Below are 5,760 nucleotides of genomic sequence, written 5' to 3' on the forward strand. Positions count from 1 at the left end.
CATAAAAAAACCTTCATTAAATTAATAATGAAGGTTTAAAAGAAAGGCGACGACATACTCTCCCACCTAGTGGCAGTACCATCTGCACTGATAGGCTTAACTTCTCTGTTCGGGATGGAAAGAGGTGAGCCCTATCGTTATAATCACCTTAAACTGTTTCAGTTCTGAGTTATCAAAACTGTAAGAGTTGACATATAAAAAATAATGATATAGTAAATCGTAATTAAATTAAAAACAGCTTTTTTATAAAAAAAAAGAGTTTTCACTCCCTGTTAGTTGCCCAACAGGGAGTAAGCGTACATAAGCCTATGGGTTATTAGTACTACTCGGCTATGACATTACTGCCTTTACACCTATAGCCTATCAACGTGGTAATCTTCCACGACCCTTTAAAGAAATCTCATCTAGTGGTGGGTTTCGCGCTTATATGCTTTCAGCGCTTATCCCTTCCCGACGTAGCTACCCAGCAGTGCTCCTAGCGGAACAACTGGTACACCAGAGGTCAGTCCAATTCGGTCCTCTCGTACTAGAATCAGATCCACGCAAATTTCTAACGCCCGCTACAGATAGAGACCGAACTGTCTCACGACGTTCTGAACCCAGCTCGCGTGCCACTTTAATGGGCGAACAGCCCAACCCTTGGGACCTTCTCCAGCCCCAGGATGTGACGAGCCGACATCGAGGTGCCAAACCCCCCCGTCGATATGAGCTCTTGGGGGAGATCAGCCTGTTATCCCCGGAGTACCTTTTATCCTTTGAGCGATGGCCCTTCCATACGGAACCACCGGATCACTATGCTCTTGTTTCCAACCTGATCGACTTGTCAGTCTCGCAGTCAAGCACCCTTATGCCATTGCACTCTACGCACGGTTACCAAGCGTGCTGAGGGTACCTTTAGAAGCCTCCGTTACTCTTTTGGAGGCGACCACCCCAGTCAAACTACCCACCAAGCACTGTCCCCATCACTGGGTTAGGCTTCGAATAAGCAAAGGGTGGTATTTCAACGGTGACTCCACAACGCCTAGCGACGCCGCTTCGAAGTCTCCCACCTATCCTACACATTACTTATCCAAAGTCAATACTAAGCTATAGTAAAGGTTCACGGGGTCTTTTCGTCCCGTAGCGGGTAATCGGCATCTTCACCGATACTACAATTTCACCGAGCTCATGGCTGAGACAGTATCCAGATCGTTGCACCATTCGTGCAGGTCGGAACTTACCCGACAAGGAATTTCGCTACCTTAGGACCGTTATAGTTACGGCCGCCGTTTACTGGGGCTTCATTTCATTGCTTCTCCGAAGATAACAACTCCACTTAACCTTCCAGCACCGGGCAGGTGTCAGGCCATATACATCATCTTTCGATTTAGCATAGCCCTGTGTTTTTGATAAACAGTCGCCTGGATCATTTCTCTGCGGCCCCCCCGTAAAGGGGGGCGACTCTTCTCCCGAAGTTACGAGTCTATTTTGCCTAGTTCCTTAGCCATGAATCTCTCGAGCACCTTAGAATTCTCTTCCCAACTACCTGTGTCGGTTTACGGTACGAGTACTTTATATCTATAGCTTAGAGGTTTTTCTTGGAAGCCTTTACACACACTATCCACGCTGCCGAAGCTTTGTGGTACTATCCTGATTCAGCAAGTCTGACGCATTTAACTATCAAACCTATACCTATTCAGTTTAACGAACTATTCTGTCAGTTCGCGGTGCTGTCATTACTCCGTCACCCCATCGCAATATAAAGTAGTACAGAAATATTAATCTGTTGTCCATCCACTACCCCTTTCGGGTTCGCGTTAGGTCCCGACTAACCCTCAGCTGATTAGCATAGCTGAGGAAACCTTAGTCTTTCGGTGTGCGGGTTTCTCACCCGCATTATCGTTACTTATGCCTACATTTTCTTTTGTAACCAGTCCAGCATACCTTACGGTACACCTTCAACCCTGTTACAATGCTCCCCTACCCCTCTATACTCGTGTATAGAAGCCATAGCTTCGGTAATATACTTATGCCCGATTATTATCCATGCTCGATCGCTCGACTAGTGAGCTGTTACGCACTCTTTAAATGAATGGCTGCTTCCAAGCCAACATCCTAGCTGTCTGTGCAATCGAACCTCGTTAGTTCAACTTAGTATATATTTTGGGACCTTAGCTGATGGTCTGGGTTCTTTCCCTCTCGGACATGGACCTTAGCACCCATGCCCTCACTGCTGAGAATCATTTTATAGCATTCGGAGTTTGTCAGGAATTGGTAGGCGGTGAAGCCCCCGCATCCAATCAGTAGCTCTACCTCTATAAAACTATGCTCAACGCTGCACCTAAATGCATTTCGGGGAGTACGAGCTATTTCCGAGTTTGATTGGCCTTTCACCCCTACCCACAGGTCATCCAAAGACTTTTCAACGTCAACTGGTTCGGTCCTCCACTATGTGTTACCACAGCTTCAACCTGCCCATGGGTAGATCACTCGGTTTCGCGTCTACTACTGCTAACTATGTCGCCCTATTCAGACTCGCTTTCGCTACGGCTCCATGTCTTAAACATTTAACCTTGCTAACAACAGTAACTCGTAGGCTCATTATGCAAAAGGCACGCCGTCACAACACGAAGTTGCTCCGACCGCTTGTAGGCGTACGGTTTCAGGATCTATTTCACTCCCTTATTTAGGGTTCTTTTCACCTTTCCCTCACGGTACTAGTTCACTATCGGTCTCTCAGGAGTATTTAGCCTTAGCGGATGGTCCCGCTTGATTCATACAGGGTTTCACGTGCCCCGCACTACTCAGGATACTACTATCAATAACTTCTATTACTTATACGGGACTATCACCCTCTATGGTCACTCTTTCCAAAGTGTTCTAATTCTATTAGCATTAAATATTGTAGTCCTACAACCCCTATCTTGCCGTAACAAAATAGGTTTGGGCTAATCCGCGTTCGCTCGCCACTACTAACGGAATCACTATTGTTTTCTCTTCCTCCGGGTACTTAGATGTTTCAGTTCTCCGGGTTTACCTCCATTGCTGGATGACATGTCTTCAACATGCCGGGTTGCCCCATTCGGATATCTACGGATCAATTTGTATGTGCCAATCCCCGTAGCTTTTCGCAGCTTATCACGTCCTTCTTCGTCTCTGAGAGCCTAGGCATCCTCCATACGCCCTTATTTAGCTTATTGTACTTTTTGCTCTTTTTATTACACCAAGTAAACTCAGTGCAATAACTCTGATAAATCAGAGTATTCTTATAATGTGTAATTTATATATTTCAATAAATTACAGCCTTAATTTTAATTCTATCTGTAATTATAATAATACCTAAGTATTACTATAAAAACTAGCTTATTATGATTTACGATATCATTATTTCAATATGTCAATGAACATTTTTCAGATTATAGTTAAAACTATATACTGAATAGTGGAGAATATCGGAGTCGAACCGATGACCTCCTGCGTGCAAGGCAGGCGCTCTAGCCAGCTGAGCTAATCCCCCATAATTAATGAAATTTTAAAAAATCAATTTCCAAATTTCAACAAAAATTAAGGTATCTCAACTTCTAAAATTTCCTTCAATATGTAATGAACGTTTAAAAAATTCTTTTCAGAACTCTTTAATTCTTTAATTACCATGTTTTCACATGATTTGTAGTCTCGGGCAGACTCGAACTGCCGACCTCTACATTATCAGTGTAGCGCTCTAACCAGCTGAGCTACGAGACTTTATACAGTCCGCAGTATTCAGTATTCAGTTGGCAGTGCTTTCCTACTAACTAAATCTTAAGACTTTATTATTTAAAAAAAATTGACAGCAATAGAAGTAACATTATAATCTTTCGTTAACAAAACTTCCGTTTCTTCGTTGAATGTGTTGTCGAAACTTCACAAACAAGCTCTAGAAAGGAGGTGTTCCAGCCGCACCTTCCGGTACGGCTACCTTGTTACGACTTAGCCCCAGTTACCAGTTTTACCCTAGGCAGCTCCTTGCGGTCACCGACTTCAGGTACTCCCAGCTTCCATGGCTTGACGGGCGGTGTGTACAAGGCCCGGGAACGTATTCACCGCATCATGGCTGATATGCGATTACTAGCGATTCCAGCTTCACGGAGTCGAGTTGCAGACTCCGATCCGAACTGCGATAAGGTTTATAGATTCGCTCACTGTCACCAGTTGGCTGCTCTCTGTCCTTACCATTGTAGCACGTGTGTAGCCCAGGACGTAAGGGCCGTGATGATTTGACGTCATCCCCACCTTCCTCTCGGTTTGCACCGGCAGTCTCATTAGAGTCCTCAGCATGACCTGTTAGCAACTAACGATAGGGGTTGCGCTCGTTATAGGACTTAACCTGACACCTCACGGCACGAGCTGACGACAACCATGCAGCACCTTGTAAGTGGTCCGAAGAAATAACTATCTCTAGCTAATGCAACTTACATTTAAGCCCTGGTAAGGTTCCTCGCGTATCATCGAATTAAACCACATGCTCCACCGCTTGTGCGGGCCCCCGTCAATTCCTTTGAGTTTCATCCTTGCGAACGTACTCCCCAGGTGGGATACTTATCACTTTCGCTTAGTCACTGAGGTAAACCCCAACAACTAGTATCCATCGTTTACGGCGTGGACTACCAGGGTATCTAATCCTGTTCGCTCCCCACGCTTTCGTCCATTAGCGTCAATTGTTAGTTAGTAGACTGCCTTCGCAATCGGTATTCTATGTAATATCTATGCATTTCACCGCTACACTACATATTCTATCTACTTCACTAAAATTCAAGACAACCAGTATCAAAGGCAGTTCCACAGTTGAGCTGTGGGATTTCACCTCTGACTTAATTGTCCGCCTACGGACCCTTTAAACCCAATGATTCCGGATAACGCTTGCACCCTCCGTATTACCGCGGCTGCTGGCACGGAGTTAGCCGGTGCTTATTCGTACAGTACCGTCAAACACCTACACGTAGATGCGTTTCTTCCTGTATAAAAGCAGTTTACAACCCATAGGGCCGTCTTCCTGCACGCGGCATGGCTGGATCAGAGTTGCCTCCATTGTCCAATATTCCTCACTGCTGCCTCCCGTAGGAGTCTGGTCCGTGTCTCAGTACCAGTGTGGGGGATCTCCCTCTCAGGACCCCTACCTATCATAGTCATGGTAAGCCGTTACCTTACCATCTAACTAATAGGACGCATACTCATCTTATACCAATAAATCTTTAATTATAAATTGATGCCAATCTATAATACTATGGAGTATTAGTCAAAATTTCTCTTGGTTATTCTCCAGTATAAGGCAAATTGTATACGCGTTACTCACCCGTGCGCCGGTCGTCAGCAAGTAGCAAGCTACCTCTGTTACCCCTCGACTTGCATGTGTTAAGCCTGCCGCTAGCGTTCATCCTGAGCCAGGATCAAACTCTCCATCGTATAAATTTTAAATCTCTTTAAAACGAAAAGTTTCTCAAAAAAATTAATCAATTAATTGTCCTAATAAAAGAACAATCAAATGTAATCTTACTCTATTTTTACGCTGTCAATTTTCAATATTTTCAATGAACTTTTCGAAGCAATATTTAAATATTTTCGAAAAAAAATACCCAATCTATATCAGGCATTATCTTGTCTGTGTAAAGGAATCGAACCTCTATTAAATCTCCAAATCACTATTTCAACTTATCTCTGTTTCTCTAAGCGGATGCAAATATAAAACCTTTTTTTAAACCTGCAAGAAAAAAATTAAATTTTTATTTTATTTTTTTTCAACAC

The 5,760-nt window shown here is 43.9% G+C and carries 2 tRNA genes and 3 rRNA genes; all 5 read right to left on the reverse strand.

The features are described from left to right. Window positions 1-41: 41 nt before the first annotated feature. The 5 genes from rrf to D3P13_RS21545 all read right to left on the reverse strand — a co-directional run bounded on the left by rrf (window position 42) and on the right by D3P13_RS21545 (window position 5,421). Window positions 42-151 (reverse strand): 5S ribosomal RNA (gene rrf, locus D3P13_RS21525). Window positions 152-296: 145 nt separating this feature from the next. Next, a 23S ribosomal RNA gene (locus tag D3P13_RS21530) occupies window positions 297-3,179 on the reverse strand. Between the two features lie 243 nt (window positions 3,180-3,422). Continuing rightward, window positions 3,423-3,496, reverse strand: a tRNA-Ala gene (locus D3P13_RS21535). 153 nt (window positions 3,497-3,649) lie between these two features. Continuing rightward, window positions 3,650-3,723, reverse strand: a tRNA-Ile gene (locus D3P13_RS21540). Between the two features lie 176 nt (window positions 3,724-3,899). Further along, a 16S ribosomal RNA gene (locus tag D3P13_RS21545) occupies window positions 3,900-5,421 on the reverse strand. The 16S, 23S and 5S rRNA genes sit together here with 2 tRNA genes alongside, the layout of an rRNA operon. Window positions 5,422-5,760: the final 339 nt, after the last annotated feature.

Origin of the sequence: Aureibaculum luteum (genome assembly GCF_003449015.1) — a bacterium.
GTDB lineage: Bacteria > Bacteroidota > Bacteroidia > Flavobacteriales > Flavobacteriaceae > Aureibaculum > Aureibaculum luteum.